The 14621-nt window shown below is 70.4% G+C and carries 16 protein-coding genes; 5 read left to right on the top strand and 11 right to left on the bottom strand.

Features of this window, described 5'->3' with window-relative positions:
• Positions 1-74: 74 nt before the first annotated feature.
• Together ACFYPS_RS25460 and ACFYPS_RS25455 are read left to right on the top strand one after the other, a co-directional pair.
• On the top strand, positions 75-611 hold the full coding sequence (locus ACFYPS_RS25460) for an HPP family protein (protein ID WP_354965721.1): 537 nt from the start codon (positions 75-77) through the stop codon (positions 609-611).
• Positions 612-1052: 441 nt separating this feature from the next.
• Positions 1053-1694, top strand: a complete 642-nt coding sequence (locus tag ACFYPS_RS25455; RefSeq protein ID WP_387327508.1) for a dihydrofolate reductase family protein — start codon at positions 1053-1055, stop codon at positions 1692-1694.
• A gap of 36 nt (positions 1695-1730) precedes the next feature.
• Here ACFYPS_RS25455 and ACFYPS_RS25450 read toward each other — a convergent pair whose 3' ends face one another.
• The 9 genes from ACFYPS_RS25450 to ACFYPS_RS25410 form a co-directional block, all read right to left on the bottom strand.
• The gene (locus tag ACFYPS_RS25450) at positions 1731-2648 is read right to left on the bottom strand and encodes a GNAT family N-acetyltransferase (protein ID WP_387327505.1); all 918 of its coding nucleotides are present in this window, start codon (positions 2646-2648) and stop codon (positions 1731-1733) included.
• Between the two features lie 107 nt (positions 2649-2755).
• Positions 2756-3331, bottom strand: a complete 576-nt coding sequence (locus ACFYPS_RS25445) for a gluconokinase (protein ID WP_387327502.1) — start codon at positions 3329-3331, stop codon at positions 2756-2758.
• Positions 3321-4550 (bottom strand): D-mannonate dehydratase ManD, encoded by a 1230-nt coding sequence (gene manD / locus ACFYPS_RS25440; RefSeq protein WP_387327499.1) that lies wholly within the window; start codon positions 4548-4550, stop codon positions 3321-3323. Before manD ends, ACFYPS_RS25445 begins: the two co-directional genes overlap by 11 nt.
• Before the next feature lie 34 nt (positions 4551-4584).
• Positions 4585-5538 (bottom strand): sugar kinase, encoded by a 954-nt coding sequence (locus ACFYPS_RS25435; RefSeq protein ID WP_387327496.1) that lies wholly within the window; start codon positions 5536-5538, stop codon positions 4585-4587.
• Entirely contained in the window at positions 5535-6173 is a 639-nt protein-coding gene (locus ACFYPS_RS25430) for a bifunctional 4-hydroxy-2-oxoglutarate aldolase/2-dehydro-3-deoxy-phosphogluconate aldolase (RefSeq protein WP_387327492.1), read from the bottom strand. The genes ACFYPS_RS25435 and ACFYPS_RS25430 overlap by 4 nt, the downstream gene beginning before the upstream one ends.
• A gap of 2 nt (positions 6174-6175) precedes the next feature.
• Complete coding sequence (gene dgoD, locus ACFYPS_RS25425; protein ID WP_354965714.1) at positions 6176-7324, bottom strand: galactonate dehydratase; 1149 nt, start codon at positions 7322-7324, stop codon at positions 6176-6178.
• A gap of 7 nt (positions 7325-7331) precedes the next feature.
• A complete protein-coding gene (locus tag ACFYPS_RS25420) occupies positions 7332-8147 on the bottom strand; it encodes a carbohydrate ABC transporter permease (protein WP_387327489.1) in 816 nt (271 codons plus the stop codon).
• Positions 8144-9091, bottom strand: coding sequence for a carbohydrate ABC transporter permease (locus tag ACFYPS_RS25415; RefSeq protein WP_387327486.1), 948 nt, complete (start codon positions 9089-9091; stop codon positions 8144-8146). Before ACFYPS_RS25415 ends, ACFYPS_RS25420 begins: the two co-directional genes overlap by 4 nt.
• A 70-nt stretch (positions 9092-9161) precedes the next feature.
• Positions 9162-10403, bottom strand: a complete 1242-nt coding sequence (locus tag ACFYPS_RS25410) for an ABC transporter substrate-binding protein (protein ID WP_387327483.1) — start codon at positions 10401-10403, stop codon at positions 9162-9164.
• Between the two features lie 187 nt (positions 10404-10590).
• Between ACFYPS_RS25410 and ACFYPS_RS25405 the strand changes: the two genes are divergently transcribed.
• Complete coding sequence (locus ACFYPS_RS25405; protein ID WP_354965711.1) at positions 10591-11355, top strand: FadR/GntR family transcriptional regulator; 765 nt, start codon at positions 10591-10593, stop codon at positions 11353-11355.
• Positions 11356-11362: 7 nt separating this feature from the next.
• Positions 11363-11860, top strand: a complete 498-nt coding sequence (locus ACFYPS_RS25400; protein WP_387327480.1) for a GNAT family N-acetyltransferase — start codon at positions 11363-11365, stop codon at positions 11858-11860.
• Positions 11861-11909: 49 nt separating this feature from the next.
• Here the strand turns inward: ACFYPS_RS25400 and ACFYPS_RS25395 are convergent, their stop codons facing one another.
• Positions 11910-12371 (bottom strand): VOC family protein, encoded by a 462-nt coding sequence (locus ACFYPS_RS25395; protein ID WP_387327477.1) that lies wholly within the window; start codon positions 12369-12371, stop codon positions 11910-11912.
• A gap of 202 nt (positions 12372-12573) precedes the next feature.
• On the opposite strand from ACFYPS_RS25395, the gene ACFYPS_RS25390 reads away from it, so the two are divergent.
• Positions 12574-13395, top strand: a complete 822-nt coding sequence (locus ACFYPS_RS25390) for an SAM-dependent methyltransferase (RefSeq protein ID WP_387327474.1) — start codon at positions 12574-12576, stop codon at positions 13393-13395.
• Positions 13396-13493: 98 nt separating this feature from the next.
• Here ACFYPS_RS25390 and ACFYPS_RS25385 read toward each other — a convergent pair whose 3' ends face one another.
• On the bottom strand, positions 13494-14378 hold the full coding sequence (locus ACFYPS_RS25385; RefSeq protein ID WP_387327471.1) for an endonuclease/exonuclease/phosphatase family protein: 885 nt from the start codon (positions 14376-14378) through the stop codon (positions 13494-13496).
• Positions 14379-14621 lie beyond the last annotated feature (243 nt).

Here is a 14621-nt window from a genome sequence, read left to right as displayed (position 1 = left end):
CCCTGCGGGCGGGTTGGTTGTTTGCGCTGACCAGGACGGGAGAAGTGTGACGATCAGAGGCGGAGGGGAGGCTGATGAGGCAGCTGCGGCGGTCGGTGCACGCCTTCGCGGGCAGCGCGCTGGCGGTCGTCGTTGCCGGCGCGGTCGCGGTCCTCACCCATCAGCCGTGGTTGTTTCCCAGTCTCGGGCCGGCGGTGATGCTGCACGTGGAGAAGCCGGACGCGCCCCAGTCGTCGCCCCGCAGCACCTTCATCGGGCACGGGGTGGCCCTGCTGGCCGGGTACGTGTTCCTTGTCGTCTGCGGACTGTCCGATGACCCCTCGGCGCTTCAGGAGGGGGTCGACGGGCTGCGGGTCGTCGCGGCGGCAGGGTCGCTGGCCGTGACCATGCTGGTGCTGGTGCTGCTGAAGGCGTCGCATCCCCCGGCGGGCGCGACGACGCTGATCGTGAGTCTGGGCCTGCTGCGTACCCCGACGCAGTTGCTCATCGCGGCCGGCGCGGTGGTCCTGGTCACCGCTGTGGACTGGTCGTACGGTCGGGTGTCGGGTCGGCCCATGCCGGTGTGGGCGGTGTCCGACATGTCCTCGACGAGAGGAGCGCGTGATGGTTGATCGGATCGCCGATCCGTGGGGTGCGCGAACCCCGTACGGGCCGGGGCAGGAGTGGCCGGTCCGGGTGGACCGGTTCCTCGACGGTGACCGCACCGAGGCGGACGTCGATCGGTGGGTCCAGTCGGCGTCGGTGTTGCACTCCAACGGAGACGCGATGGACATCGCGGTCGCCGGCGGCAGGATCGTCGGGGTGCGTGGCCGCGCCGTCGACCGGGTCTATCGGGGACGGCTCGACCCGAAGGATCTCTGCGGTGACACCGGACGTGGGCAGCCACCAGTTTGGACGCGTTCAGTGTTGTACGGTGCGCGGGGGAGGGCCGGTGCGACGTTCCGGCCGGGTGGGTCGGCGGGTACGAAACGGGGTGCCGTCGCGGCGATGAGTCTGCCGGCGCCCACAGGTCTACCTCCCGACCGAGACGATCAACCCATCAGGAGTACGGCATGGGCCTCCTCCACATCGAACTGTTCGCGACCCTCGACCTCGTCGGGCAGGCGCCCGGCGGCCCCGACGAGGACCCGGTGGGGTTCCCGTTCGGCGGCTGGCAGGCGCCCCTGCTGGACGAGGTCGCCGGGGCGCAGGTGTTCGCCGCGTACGAGGGCACGGACGCCCTCCTGGTCGGCCGGCGGACGTATGACATCTTCGCCGCCTACTGGCCGCACCAGGAGGGCGGCGAGGACAACGAGATCGCCACACTCTTCAACCGCGTCCCGAAGTATGTGGCCTCCCGCGGCAGGCCCGACCTCTCCTGGGCCGGGTCCACGCAGCTCGGCCCCGATCTGGCCGACGCGGTACGCGAGATCCGTGACCGGCACGAACACGTGAAGGTCGTCGGGAGCCTGAACCTGGTGCAGACCCTCCTGCGCGAGAAGCTCTTCGACCGTCTGGACCTCTGGGTGCACCCGATCGTGCTCGGCGTCGGCAAGAAGGTGTTCGACGGTGGCGCGGTGCCCGCGAACCTCACACTTCTCGAACCGCCGGTGGCCAGTCCGAAGGGCACTGTGTACCTGCGCTACGGGCTCGCCGGTGGCACGCCCGGGACGGGGGACATGAGCGCGCCCGATCGCGGTGCAGGGCGCGACTGAAGCCGGCCCGCGCCAGGCCCGCACATCGGACCACTCTCACGCGCCGCCCCAGCGCCCGGCCGGGTCGAGCTGCTTCTCGAACCAGTGGTGAGCGAAGTGCTCGCTGTTGTACGGCTCGATCTCCCGGTACCCGGACGAGTGGTACATGGCGATCGCCTCGGTGAGGTTCCGGTTCGTGTCCAGCCGCACGCTGGTCCAGCCTCGCTCGGCCGCGTACCGCTCCAGGTCGCTCAGTATCCGCCGGCCCATGCCGAGACCGCGCACGGTGTCCGCCACCCAGACCCGCTTGATCTCGGCAGGTGCGTCGGGGTGCAGTTTGACCGCGCCGCAGCCGACCGGCTCGGAGTTCAGCGTGGCCAGCAGGAACACGCCGGCGGGCGGGACGAGTTCCTCGTCGTGGACAGGCTTGCTCAGTGCCGGGTCGAACCCGTCGTCGAAGCGCCGGGCGACGTCCCGGGCGTAGGCGCGCAGGCATGCCCGGGCGCGCGGATCGCTGGGCGGGCAGGGCTCGACGACCACCATCGACGCGATGAGCAGCCGCTCGACCTGGGTCATCGCCGCGACGAGCTGCTCGCGTCGTTGCCCTGACAGCGGTTCGAGGATCGACCAGGCGAGCTGGTCGGAGCGCGCGTCGAGGGCGGTCCACTCCGCCCGCCCGGCTTCGGTGAGCGTGGCCACCCGGACCCGCGCGTCACCGCCGACCGGTTCGGCCGGCCCGACCGTGACCAGCCCGTCGCCTTCCAGGGTGCGCAGCAGCCGGCTGAGGTAGCCCGAGTCCAGGCCGAGTCGGGCCCGTAGCGCCGCGACCTCGGCGCCGTCCGGACCGATCTCCCACAGCAGTCGCGCCTGCGCGAGAGGGCGTCCGGAGGCCATGTACTCGTCGTCGAGCGCGCCAACGCGCTGGGTCACCGTCCGGTTGAAGCGCCGCACCGCGGCGACGAGATCGAGCGTCATATAGCTGACTTTAGTCAGGCAATGGGGATTGGGCCAGTCAAACGGGTCCAGACCACCGCCGTCACCCTGACCGAGGTCGGGGTGACGGCGGCATGGTGGGCGAGGGGCTATCCGCCGACGGCGGCGGCTCCGGTGGGCAGTCCGAGACGGTCCACCACGGCCGACACGAGCTGCTCCGGAGACAGCGCGACGTCGAGCACCAGGCCCGGCGGCTCGCCGGGTTCGAACCGCTCCAGTATGGCCAGTTGAGAGTCCAGGAGGCTCGCCGGCATGTAGTGCCCGGCGCGTCGGGCCATCCGCTCCCGGATCACCTCCGCGGTCCCGTCCAGGTGGACGAAGTCCACGCTCGGCGGTCCCTGCCGGAGCACGTCACGGTAGGACCGCTTCAACGCCGAGCAGGCCAGCACCGTCGACACGCCCTCGGCGTCACGGGTGGCCATCCAGTCGGCGAGGGCGCGCAGCCAGGGCCAGCGGGCTTCGTCGTCGAGGGGTACCCCGGCACTCATCCTCGCCACGTTGGCCGCGGAGTGGAACTCGTCGGCCTCGGCGAAGGTCAGCCCGGCGACGTCGCTGATTCCCCTCGCCACGGTCGTCTTGCCGGCACCGGACACGCCCATCACGACGACGTGCCGGGGTGGCTGTCGGCGGCCGGGCCCGGCGGCGGCACCCTGCTCACCAGTCATGGACGGTCCCGTCCTTGAGCCGGTTGAACGGCAGGTAGGCCGGCACGTACGGGAACCGCTCGGCGGCCTCCTCGTCGAGTTCGACGCCCAGACCCGGCTGCTCGCCGGGGTGGAGGTAGCCGTCGGCGAACGTGAAGGACTGCCGGAAGACCTCGTCGGTCAGGGCGCCGTGCCGCATGTACTCCTGGATGCCGAAGTTGTGGATGGCCAGGTCGAGGTGCAGGGCGGCGGCCATGCCGACCGGCGAGATGTCGGTCGGGCCGTGGATGCCGGACTTGATCTGGTACTGCGCGGCGAAGTCGAGCAGCTTGCGCATCGCCGTGATGCCCCCGGTGTGGGTGACGGCGGACCGGACGTAGTCGATCAACTGTTCGCGGATGAGCGTCTGGTAGTCCCACACGGTGTTGAAGACCTCGCCGATCGCGAGCGGCGTTGTCGTGTGGTGGCGGACCAGGCGCAGGGCCTCCTGGTTCTCGGCGGGAGTGCAGTCCTCGAGCCAGAACAGGTCGTACGGCTCCAGGTCCTTGCCGAGCCGGGCGGCCTGGATCGGGGTCATCCGGTGGTGACCGTCGTGCAGCAGCGGAAGCTCGGGTCCGAACTCGTTGCGTACCGCCTCGAAGACGCCGGGCAGGTGACGCATGTAGGAGCGGGTGTCCCAGTCCTCCTCGGCCGGCAGTGGCGTGCGCTGCGCCGGCTCGTAGTCGTACCGCGTGCCGTCGGCGCTGGGCTGCGCGGCGACCCCGTAGACGGCGTTGATGCCCGGGACGGACGTCTGGACCCGGATCGATCGGAAGCCGAGTTCGAGATGGTGGCGGATCGAGTCGAACAGCTCCGGGACGTCCCGCCCCGAGGCGTGGCCGTACGCCATGATGCCGGTCCGCGACGCGCCGCCCAGCAGCTGGTAGAGCGGCATGCCGGCGGCCTTGGCCTTGATGTCCCAGAGTGCGACGTCCACGGCCGCGATCGCCGCCATGGTCACCGGGCCCCGCCGCCAGTACGCGGAGCGGTAAAGGAACTGCCAGGTGTCCTCGATGCGGTGCGGGTCCCGCCCGATCAGCAGCGGGACGACGTGGTCGCGCAGGTACGAGGCGACCGATAGTTCCCGCCCGTTGAGGGTGCCGTCGCCCAGTCCGGTGACCCCGTCGTCGGTGGTGATCTTCAGGGTGACGAAGTTGCGGTCCGGGCTGGAGACGATGACGTCCGCTGCGACAATCTTCACGGGGTGCCTTTCTCAGGTGCCGCGCTGGGCGGGTTTACCGGATGGTGCTTCCAGTCTCGTGTTCGTCGAGAAGGGACAGTTCGGCGCGGCGCGGCAGGCCCTCCCAGTCACCGTGAGCGGCGACGGCGAAGGCGCCCACGGTCACCGCCCGACGCAGGCGGCCGTCGAGGTCGAGCCCGTCGAGGTGCCCGGAGAGGTAGCCGGCGCTGAACGCGTCACCGGCGCCCACCGTGTCGACCGCGGTCACCGGCACCGCCGCGACGTGCCGGACGCCCTGGCGGGTGTGGGCCCGGGCGCCGTCGGCGCCGAGCTTGACCAGGACGGTCCGCACGCCGCGCGCCAGTAGGCGCGCGACGACGCTGGGCTCGTCCGCCCCGGGCTCGTCGACGAGGTCCAGCTCGTCGGCGGAGGCGATGACCAGTGAGGCGTACGCGGCCAGCGGGGTGAGCGCCGTGCGGGCCGCTTCCCGGGTCCAGAGCCGGGCCCGGTAGTTGACGTCGAGGCAGACCAGCGTCCCGGACCGGGTGGCCGCCTCGGCCGCCCAGGTGGTGGCCTCGCGGGCGCTGTCGGACAGCGCCGGGGTGATCCCGCTCAGATGCAGCACCCGGGCGCCCTCGGCGATCGGCGCGCGCACGTCCTCGATGCTCAGGGCGGACCCGGCCGAGCCGGACCGGTGGTACCGCACCCGGGTCACGTCGGCGGTGCGCCGTTCCAGGAACATCAGCCCGGCGGGCCGGGTGGGGTCGGTGGTCACGCCGTCGACGCGTACGCCTTCGGCGCGCAGTTGCCGCAGCACGTACTCGCCCAGCTCGTAGTCGCTGACCCGACCGACCCAGGCGGCCCGGTGGCCGAGCCGGGCCAGGCCGATCGCGACGTTCGACTCCGCGCCGGCCAGGTGCATGGTCAGGGCGCCACCGACCGCGAGCGGTCCGGCCGCCCGCAGCGACACCAGTGACTCGCCGAAGGTGAGCAGGTCGACCGCGGTCATGGGACCGGCCGGTGGGTCGCCGCCGTCAGGTAGCCGCGCGCCCGGGCGCGCAGCGCGTCGAGGTCGCCGCCGGACGCGGCGTCGCCCACCAGCGGGCCGCCGACGCCGACGGCGATGGCCCCGGCGTCGAGGTAGGCGGGCATCTCGGCCAGACCCACCCCGCCGACCGCGAGGAGGGGAAGTTCCGGGAACGGGTCGCGTAGCGCCCTGAGGTACGCCGGGCCGCCGAGCGAGGCGGGGAAGAGCTTCACCGCCGCCGCCCCCATCCGGACCGCGGTGTACGCCTCGGTCGGGGTGAGCGCCCCGGCGGCGACCGGCAGACCGCGGCGAACGGCCTCGGGGATCGAGTCGACGACGGCCGGGGTGACGACGAAGTGCGCTCCGGCGGCGGCCACGTCGGCGACGTCGGCGGCGGTCAGCACCGTTCCCGCGCCGACCAGCGCGCCGACCGGCGCGGCCGCCCGGATGGCCTCGATGACGCGTAACGCTCCGGGTGTCGTGAGGGCCACCTCGACGATGCGTACGCCCTCCTGGAGCAGCGCCACGCCGGTGGCGATCGAGGCGGCCGTGTCGGTGCCGCGGATGATCCCCAGAAGGCGGGCCGCGGCGAGTTCACCGGTCAGGTCCAGGGTCATGCTCACCATTCCGCGTAGGAGCCGTCGGGGTGCCGGAAGGTGGGGCTGCGCCACACGTGCCCGCGCTTGTCCGCCGCGCGTACCGCCTGCTCGTCGACCTCGATGCCGAGCCCGGGCGCGGTGAGCCGCTCGATGTGCCCGTCGACGAAGAGCAGCGGGGTGGTCTCCACGACGTAGTCGAGGACCTCGGCCCCGAGGTTGTAGTGGATGCCGATGCTCTGTTCCTGAATCAGGTAGTTGGGTGTGGCGAAGCCGATCTGCAGGCACGCCGCGAGGGCGATCGGCCCGAGCGGGCAGTGCGGGGCGAGCTGCACGTCGTAGACCTCGGCGAGCGCGGCGATCCGGCGTACCTCGGAGATCCCGCCGGCGTGCGAGAGGTCCGGCTGGGCGACCGCGATGCCGGCCTGGAAGACGGGCAGGAACTCCTGCCGGCTGTAGAGCCGCTCCCCGGTCGACACGGGCGTGGTCGTGGACCGCACGAAGTCGCCGATGAGGTGGGAGTTCTCCGGTACGACCGGCTCCTCGAGGAAGAGCGGGCGGTACGGCTCGAGCAGCGGGGCGACGCGGCGGGCGTTGGCGAGGGTGAACCGGCCGTGGAAGTCGACGGCGACGTCACGCTCGTCGCCCAGCACCTCCCGGGCGGCGGCGACCCGCTGGACCACCCCGTCCAGCTCGGCGACGGACGCGATCGGGCTCATCCGCCCCGAGGCGTTCATCTTGACCGCGGTCAGTCCGGCCTCCACCTGCGCCGCGATGTGGTCGCGGACCTCGCTGGGCTCGTCGCCGCCGACCCAGCCGTAGACCCGGATCCGGTCCCGGACCGGGCCGCCGAGCAGCTGGTGCACCGGCGCCCCGTACCGCTTGCCGGCGATGTCCCACAGCGCCTGGTCCAGGCCGGACACCGCGCTGGCCAGGATCGGGCCGCCCCGGTAGAAGGAGCCCTTCGTCATGGTCTGCCAGTGGTCCTCGATCCGCAGCGCGTCCCGGCCGATCAGCAGCTCGCTGAGCTGCTCCACGGCGGTGCGGACGGTTTCCGAGCGGCCCTCGCAGGTCGCCTCGCCCCAGCCGACGATCCCTGATTCGGTCTCGACGCGGACGAAGAGCCAGCGGGGGGCGACCAGGAAGGTCTCGACCCGAGCGATTGTCGTCACGGTGTCCTCAGCCCTTCGTCGCGCCGGCGGTGAGGCCGGAGACGACGTACTTCTGCACGAACAGGGCGATCAGCATGATCGGCAGGGTGACGACGCTGGCCGCGGCCATGAGTCCGCCCCAGTCGATGCTGGCGTAGCCGACGAAGTCGAAGATCGCGACCGGCAGGGTCTTGGTGTCGGCGCCGGAGAGCACCAGGGCGAACATGAAGTTGTTCCAGGAGAAGATGAAGGACAGGATGCCGGCGGTGGCCACGCCCGGTATCGACAGCGGCAGCGTGATCCGGCGGAACGCGCCGATGTGGGTCAGCCCGTCGACGAGCGCCGCCTCCTCGAGTTCGATGGGCAGGCTGTCGAAGTAGCCCATCATGATGTAGACCACCAGCGGCAGCGACACGAACATGTGGCTCAGGATGAGCACGCTGAAGCCGCCGACCATCTTCAGGTTCGAGAAGACGTAGTACCAGGGCACCAGCAGGGAGACGCCGGGGATGACCCGCGCCATCAGCACGACGAGCGCGGACTTCCTCATGTTGAAGCGGCTCATGGAGTACGCCGCGGGCACGCCCAGGACGATGGAGAGCACGGTGGCCGCGAAGGCCACCCAGAGGCTGTTGACGATGAACTCGACGTAGTTGGCCTGCTCCAGGACGTTCGCGTAGTTCGTCAGGGTGGGCGAGAAGGCGAACGCCTTGCCCGTGTCGTAGATGTCGACGTTCGTCTTGAACGAGGCGGCGACCATCCAGAGCAGCGGCGCGAGCAGCGCGATCACCACGACGGTGAGCGCCACCACGCGGAACACCCGGTAGGCGGGGCTGGACTTCATCGCTTCGCCTCCTTCCTACGCGAGGTCAGAGCCCACATCGACCCGATGATGATCAGGAAGAAGACGATGAGGACCGTCGATGAGATGCCGTACTCGTTGTAGTCGAAGCTCAGTCCGTAGGCGTACACGTTGAGCGTCTCGACCTCGTGGAAGGAGCCGCCGCCGCGGCCCTTCGTGGCGTAGAGGATGTCGAAGGTCTTCAGCGCGTCGATGCCGCGCAGCAGGATCGCGACGATCACGGTCGGCATCACCAGCGGCAGGGTGACGTGCCGGAACCGCTGCCAGGTGCTGGCGCCGTCGATACGCGCCGCCTCCTGGGGCTCGTCGGACAGCGAGGTCAGGCCGGCGAGCAGGATCAGCACCACCATCGGGGTCCACTGCCAGACGTCAATGAAGATCGTCGTGGGCAGCGCCGAGTGCTGGCCGGCCAGCCACGGTTGGGGTCCGATGCCGACCCAGCCGAGTACCTGGTTCGCCATGCCGATGTTCGGGTCGAAGATGAGCCGCCACATCATGCCGACCGCGACCGGGGTGGCGACCAGCGGCATCAGGATGGCGACCCGGACCCATTTCTGACCCCGGAACGGTCGCCACAGCAGCAGCGCGACCGCCATGCCGAGGACGACCTCGAACAGCAACGCGACGACGGTGAACGCGGCGGTCCGGCCGACGGCGGGCCAGAACCGGTCGGTGTCCGAGAGCACTTCGACGTAGTTCTGGAAGCCCACGAACTCGGACTCCGCCCGAACCGAGCCCTCGGCGTCGGTGAGGCTGAGGTATCCGGTCCAGGCCAGCGGAAAGACGATCAGCGCGGCGACGAAGACCATGGCCGGCGTCGCGAAGAGCCACTTGCGATGGTCGTTGGCCCAGCGGGCCCACGCCGGCGTGTCCGGCGTCTCCGATGCTCGGCGGGGCGGTCTGGTGGGGGTGGTCACTGCTGCCATGAGATCTCCGGGGTGGGCGGGCCCGGCGGGGGTGGCGGAGCCGGACGGCCCCGCCACCCCCGCGCCAGGCTTACTTGGCCTCGTCGTCCAGGAACTGCTGGAACGCCTCGTTGGCGGAGTCGGCCGCCGCCGCGGCGTCCTTGCCCGCGATGGCGTCGACGATCGGCTGGCCGACGATCTCCCGGGCCTGGGCGACCTTGTTGACCAGCGGGCGGTCGTGACCCACGCCGTCCTTCGTGCTGGCCGCGATGGCCTCGACGAGGTCCTTCGGGTACGTGGCGGTGCCCTCCGGGTTGGCCCAGACCGAGGTACGCGCGCCCGGCACGCCGGACTTCTGCTGCGCGAGCGTCTGCTCCTTGCTGGTCGCCCACTCGACGAACTTCCAGGCGTTGCTCTGGTTCTCGGAGTTGTCGTTGATGCCCAGCGCCCACGAGGGGATGTTGTAGGGCTTCGAACCGGCGGGGCCGGCCGGGAAGGGCGCGAAGCCGACGGTGTCGGAGACCTTCGACTTGGCCGGGTCGGTGGCGTTCTTGTAGAGCGAGTTGGCCTCGGTGTAGAACGCCGCCTTGCCCTGGGTGAAGATGGCCATCGCCTCGGGCCAGCTCATGTCGGTGCTGACGTTCGCCGGGCCGTGGTCCTTCAGGAGCCCGCCGTAGTAGGCGTACGCCTGCTTGGCCTGCTCGCTGTTGACGGTGGCCTTGCCGCTGCTGTCGACGAAGTCACCGCCGAAGCTGTAGAGGAAGCTGGAGAACTGGGTGACCGCCGGCGACTTGCCGGTACGCGCCACGAAGCCCGCGATGCTCGGGTCGGCGGCCTTGATCTTGGCCGCGGCCGCCTTGAGCTCGTCGAGGGTCTTCGGTGCGGCGGTCAGACCGGCCTTGCCCAGCAGGTCCTTGCGGTAGTAGAGGACCTCCTGCTCGGTGATGATCGGGACGCCGACCGCCTTGTCCTCGTACGAGGTGGCGTCCACCGGGCCGGCCTGGAAGTCGCTGAAGTCCCAGTCCTTGTTGGACTTCACCTTGTCGGACAGGTCGGCGAGGTACTTGTTCTTGGCGAACAGCTTCCCCTCCTGCAGGGGGCGGTACATCATCACGTCGATGTCGCTGGAGCCGGCGTTCAGCTTGACGTTGTACTGGTCGGAGAGCTGGTCCTCGCCGAGCTGCGTGATCTCGACCTTCAGGCCGGACTGCTTCTCGAACTCGGGCAGGGCCTGCTTGATGTTCTCCGTCCACACGTGGTTGGCCAGGGTCACCCGCACGGTCTTCGACGAGGCGCTGTCGTCCCCGCCGCCGCCGCACGCTGACAGGCCCATGGCGGCAACCACGGCCAGAGAAGTTCCAAATATCGATCGACGCCGCACGTCCATCTCTCCTTCTGTCGTGGTCGCCGCTTCGGGGGTAGAGCACGACCTCGCTGTTAACGTCCGCTTAACGTCCGGATGCTAGGCCGATAAAGCGGATTTATTCAAGGGGTGATCTCCAACTGATATGCTGCAACGCGTGGACCGGTCCTCATCAGGGGTTGCAGCCGTCCAGAAGAAGGCCCCTGCCGAGGCCGGGCTGCACGCACAAGTTCTCGACCACCTCGGCACCGCCATCTGCGGAGGCCAGCTGACGCCGGGCTCCGTCCTCAACATCGACGAGCTGGTCGACCGGTACGGCGTGTCCCGCTCGGTTGTCCGCGAGGTCCTGCGGGTGCTCGCCGCCATGGGGTTCATCGAGACCCGCCGCCGGGTCGGGGTGCTGATCCGGCCGACACGCGACTGGAACGTCTTCGACCCGCAGGTGATCCGCTGGCGACTGGCCTCGGACGGCCGGATGGCACAGATGCGCTCGATCACCGAGCTACGGACGGCCGTCGAGCCGCACGCCGCCTGGCTGGCCGCTCGCCGGGTCGACCACGACGAGGCGAGCGACCTCGTCGGGTTGGCGGCCAAGATGTGGGCCGCCGGGAAGGCCGGGGACGAGGAGCGCTTCCTCCACCTCGACATCGAGTTCCACCGTCGGGTGCTGGCCGCCTCGGGTAACGAGATGTTCGTCAGGCTGCAGGACCTGGTGGCGGAGGTGCTCACCGGCCGCCACCACTACGACCTGATGCCGCACTACCCTCACGAGCAGGCTCTCCAACTGCACGCCGACGTGGCGCAGGCGATCCAGCGCCGCGACGGCGACCGTGCCCGCGCCGCGATGGTCCAGATCATGGAGCAGGCGTTCGGCGAGATGAAGTCGATGTGGGAGCAGACCGGCGAACCCGGCCAGGGCTGAGCTGCTGATGGCTGACATCTCCGTGCGTCCCATGGCTGCCGGTGACGCCGAGCGGGTCCTGGCGATCTACCAGGCCGGGCTCGACGCCGGCAACGCCAGCTTCGAGGTCACCGCGCCGACCTGGTCGGCGTTCGACGCCACGCGCCTGACCGCGCACCGGTTCGTGGCCGTCAGCGGCGAGAGCGGCGTCGTCGGTTGGATCGCCGTCTCGCCGACCTCGACCCGCGCGGTCTACGCCGGCGTCGTCGAGCACTCCGTCTACGTCGATCCGGCCGCCCACGGGCGCGGGATCGCCCGACTGCTGCTGGACACGCTGATCGCCTCGACCGAAGCCGCCGGCATCTGGACGATCCAGTCCGGTGTCTTTCCGGAGAACACCGCCAGCCTGACCCTGCACGAGCGTGCCGGGTTCCGCGTCATCGGCGTTCGCGAGCGCGTCGGTCGCCATCACGACCGTTGGCGGGACGTCGTCCTGCTGGAACGCCGTAGCCCCGCCATCAGCTGACGAGCGCGGCAGGTCGCCGCACCAGCCGCGACGTCACAGGTGAGCCGCCTCAGTCCAGGCAGAACTCGTTGCCCTCGGGGTCGGCCATCACGATGAAGCCGGCGTCCAGTGGGGGAGCGGGCTCGGAGCGACGTACCCGCGTCGCCCCCAGCGCGAGGAGCCGGTCGCACTCGGCCTCCAGCGCCGCCATCCGCTCCTCTCCCTGCAGCCCGGGGGCCGCACGGACGTCGAGGTGGACGCGGTTCTTGGCGACCTTGTCCTCCGGCACCTGCTGGAAGAACAGCCGTGGGCCGTGCCCGTCCGGGTCCTCGATGGCCGATCTCGTGTTGCGCTCCTCCTCCGGTACGCCGATCCGCGCGAGGAAGTCGTCCCATGCGGCCAGCGGGTCGGCGCCCTCGGGCAGGTCGACTCCGGGCGGGCCGGGGAGCACGTAGCCCAGCGCCTCGCACCAGAAGCGCGACAGCGCCCGCGGGTCGTGGGCGTCGAAGGTGACCTGGATGTGGCGGCTCATCGGGTTGCTCCGTTCGTAGTGGGTCTCGGAGGTCGCGCTGCGGGCAGACCTTCTTCCATGAGTCACCCTGCCACGCCCAGCGGACAGAATCGGTCCGCTACTCCCGCCGGTGGGCCGTGCCGTGGCGCCGCTCTCCGAGGGCATTCGCAACGACCGTCGGGTGTGTACCTTGTAGAAATCGAACGCGGCGATGGGGGGTCTGGTGACTGGCCGGAGCGGGGAACTGTCAGCGGCGGACCGGATCGACACCACGGTCGCGCACCCGGCTCGCAGGTACAACTACCTGTTGGGCGGCAAGGACAACTTCGCTGCTGACCGGGAGTCTGGTGACGCCCTCGCGGCCGCGATGCCCACGATCCGGCTGGCCGCGGTCGAGAACCGGATGTTCCTGCAGCGGGCGGTGCGATTCCTGGCGCAAGAGGGCGTCCGGCAGTTCCTGGACATCGGCACCGGCATCCCGACCGCCGACAACACCCACGAGGTCGCCCAGGCGATCGATCCGTCAGCCCGGGTCGTCTACGTCGACAACGACCCGATCGTCCTCGCCCACGCCCGCGCGTTGCTGAACAGCACAACCGAGGGCCGCACCGCCTACCTCGACGCCGACCTGCGTGAGCCCGACAAGATCCTCACCCATCCGGACCTGCGGACCACGTTGGACCTGTCCCAGCCCGTCGCGCTGATGCTGGTGGCGATCCTGCACTTCATCCGTGACGACGAAGACCCCAAGGGCATCCTCGACCGACTCGTCGCCGCGCTCCCTGCCGGCAGCTACGTGGTCGCTTCGCACGTCACCTGGGAATACATGCCACCGACCGTGACCGCGAAGCTCGAAGCCAGCAATCACGACGGGCGGTTCCGCGCCCGGCGCACGGAGCAGTTCGCCGAGCTGCTCGCCGGGATGGAGCTCGTCGATCCGGGCATCGTGTCCGTGGCGCGGTGGCGCGCGGATGACGCGCCGCAGCCACGACCATCCGTGCAGGACGTGTCCGTCAACGGCGCCGTCGCCCGCATTCTGCGATAGCCAGCGACGGAAGCCTGCTCGCTAGCCGCAGCGAGGCCCTGCGCCCGCGCGGGGGACAGGCGCGCCCCGCACCGTGATCTGGTTCAGGCAGCTCGGGCCTACGCCGGGCGGGCGGGTGCCCCGGTCTGTGCGGGGGTCGTCCAGCCGGGATGTCTGCCCTCGATCGTGAGCGTGGCCAGCAGCCCGGGGTGGTCCGTCGCCCCGTGCATTCCTATCGAGCGGCGGCAACAGATCGTGACGTCGGGTGTCGTCATGACATGTTGCAGCGCGCCGTCGTCGATCCGCAGGTACTCCGGCGGCACGCAGGATCGCACGTCGGGGGAACGGTCGTGCCGGAGATTGAGGTCGCCGATCAGCACCGTCGGCGCGTACCCCACGCTCCTGCGGATCGCTGGCACGACCGCGTCGAGCAGGTGACGGCACTGGTCGAGCGCGACGGTGATGCTGGTGGCCGCCAGATGTGTGGTGCAGGCGTGCAGCGAGCCGGGGACCTGGACGCAGAGCCAGGCTCGTTCCTCAGGGTCCGAGACATCCTGCGCCGGGTAGATCCCGCTCCGCACCGTGTAGGGGGTGGTCGTCGCATCGACGCGGGTCAGCAGTCCGATGCCGTAGGGCTCACCGTTGAGGCATCGGGTGACGGCGCCGCTGGGGCGGTCGCCGGCGGCCTTGAAGGCGGACATGACCGTATCGTCGGGGTGGACGGTCGCCAGCGCGGCCTCCAGCACCGCCACATCGCCCCGGCAGGTCTCGTTGAGAGAGACCACGTCGGGCACCTCCGCGCTGATCACCTCGACCGCCGCGGTCACCGACCGACCCGTGTAGCAGCCGGCGCGGCCGCTGTTGCAGAGGTTCAGCTGGAGCACCCGCAGGGCCGAGGATTCGGTCCTGGTGGCCAGCGGCGGACGGGCCGGCACCGTGACGGCGGCGACCAGGCACACGACGGCCAGTGCCCAGCGGAGAGATCGGTACCAACGGTCAGCCACGCGCGGTCCGCGGAATATGACCAACGGTGGCACCGTCCAGCAGGAGGCGCCTCCGGAGACGGGTCTCGCGGGTGACGTCGACGGCTGACTGCTCGGACACGCGGACTCCGGATGAAGCAGGCGACAGTCGTCGCCGAGGTGCAGCGATCCTACTGCCGGCCCACCGGCAGGAGCACCATGCCCGCGGGCCGTGTGGGGCGCGGAGCCCCACACGGCCCGGTCGTGCTCCGGTGACCCTCGTCG

The organism is Micromonospora sp. NPDC005087, assembly GCF_042872965.1.
In the GTDB taxonomy this organism is placed as follows: domain Bacteria; phylum Actinomycetota; class Actinomycetes; order Mycobacteriales; family Micromonosporaceae; genus Micromonospora.
Note: the sequence above shows the minus strand (reverse complement) of the source record. Positions and strands in the feature narration are given on the sequence as shown.

What these genes read in the sequence shown, in the direction of transcription:
- ACFYPS_RS25445 (WP_387327502.1), bottom strand. Translation starts at nt 3,331, where the DNA reads ATGACTGGTGAGCAGGGTGCCGCCGCCGGGCCCGGCCGCCGACAGCCA.
- ACFYPS_RS25410 (WP_387327483.1), bottom strand. Translation starts at nt 10,403, where the DNA reads ATGGGCCTGTCAGCGTGCGGCGGCGGCGGGGACGACAGCGCCTCGTCG.
- ACFYPS_RS25420 (WP_387327489.1), bottom strand. Translation starts at nt 8,147, where the DNA reads ATGAAGTCCAGCCCCGCCTACCGGGTGTTCCGCGTGGTGGCGCTCACC.
- ACFYPS_RS25430 (WP_387327492.1), bottom strand. Translation starts at nt 6,173, where the DNA reads ATGACCCTGGACCTGACCGGTGAACTCGCCGCGGCCCGCCTTCTGGGG.
- ACFYPS_RS25395 (WP_387327477.1), bottom strand. Translation starts at nt 12,371, where the DNA reads ATGAGCCGCCACATCCAGGTCACCTTCGACGCCCACGACCCGCGGGCG.
- ACFYPS_RS25415 (WP_387327486.1), bottom strand. Translation starts at nt 9,091, where the DNA reads ATGGCAGCAGTGACCACCCCCACCAGACCGCCCCGCCGAGCATCGGAG.
- ACFYPS_RS25450 (WP_387327505.1), bottom strand. Translation starts at nt 2,648, where the DNA reads ATGACGCTCGATCTCGTCGCCGCGGTGCGGCGCTTCAACCGGACGGTG.
- ACFYPS_RS25460 (WP_354965721.1), top strand. Translation starts at nt 75, where the DNA reads ATGAGGCAGCTGCGGCGGTCGGTGCACGCCTTCGCGGGCAGCGCGCTG.
- ACFYPS_RS25435 (WP_387327496.1), bottom strand. Translation starts at nt 5,538, where the DNA reads ATGACCGCGGTCGACCTGCTCACCTTCGGCGAGTCACTGGTGTCGCTG.
- ACFYPS_RS25400 (WP_387327480.1), top strand. Translation starts at nt 11,363, where the DNA reads ATGGCTGACATCTCCGTGCGTCCCATGGCTGCCGGTGACGCCGAGCGG.
- ACFYPS_RS25455 (WP_387327508.1), top strand. Translation starts at nt 1,053, where the DNA reads ATGGGCCTCCTCCACATCGAACTGTTCGCGACCCTCGACCTCGTCGGG.